An 872-nucleotide genomic window follows, 5' to 3' on the forward strand; every position below is an offset into this window, starting at 1 on the left:
CAATCGCCGGACGGGCTGATAGCACTGCGCAAATTCAGCCCGTCCGGCGATTGAGGACACGCCCGCAGGCGCCCCCGCCCGCACCCTCAGCATGGCTCGCGCCACGCCCCCAGGTTCAGTTTCTTGCGCATCGAGCTGAGGCCCAGCTTCCTGGAGCGCTCGCAGAAATCACCGACCGGCACCGCGTACTCGACGTGCAGGACCGCCTTGCCCGCCTTCACGAAGGGCGCGAGCGCCGCGCAGTCGTCGTACTGCGCGCACTCCTCGTTCACCGCGAAGTCGAAGTCCCCCACCAGCTGCGGGATCTGCGGCAGGTCGTTCTTGAGGCCCACGGACATGCCGCGCGCGCGGACCAGAGAGGACAGCATGCGGTTGTACTCGAGCTGGTGGGCGGCCGTCAGTGGGAAGCCGGTGTCGTTGAGGTAGGCGTCCATCAGGTCGGGTTCCACCGCGTCGAATCCCCGCTCACGACACATGTCGAAGCGCTTGGCCATCAGCGGGCGCAGCACATCCAGCTGCCGGATGTCGAGCCAGCGTTCACCGGCCCAGCCGTTGGTGCGCCCCCGGACGGCGGCCGGGAAGTCCCGGTGGTCGGGGCGGAAGGACTCCCAGGCGCCCGCGTTGATGTAGCAGATCACTTTGCGGCCGTCGCCGTGCAGGCGGTCGACGGCCGCGGCGTCGTTCTCGAATCCGTCGATGTCGTAGACGGGGACATCGACCCCGCGGTCGATGCGGCCGTCGAGCTGCCACTGCCAGGTGGTGCCCACCGGGGGGCGCCACAGACGGTCATGGGACGGCGCGGGGGCGGGGGGGGGGTGGGGCCGGGCGCGGGGGTCGAGCAGGCCGCGAGCCGGGCGTGGCAGGTGAGCAGG

The 872-nt window shown here is 70.5% G+C and carries 1 protein-coding gene; it reads right to left on the reverse strand.

Going from position 1 to position 872, the window contains the following annotated elements; all coding sequences use genetic code 11:
• Positions 1–86: 86 nt before the first annotated feature.
• Complete coding sequence (locus tag QMK30_RS38340) at positions 87–863, reverse strand: endo alpha-1,4 polygalactosaminidase (RefSeq protein WP_502963320.1); 777 nt, start codon at positions 861–863, stop codon at positions 87–89.
• Positions 864–872: the final 9 nt, after the last annotated feature.

The sequence above is a fragment of the Streptomyces sp. H27-C3 genome (assembly GCF_030063415.1).
Classification (GTDB): domain Bacteria; phylum Actinomycetota; class Actinomycetes; order Streptomycetales; family Streptomycetaceae; genus Streptomyces.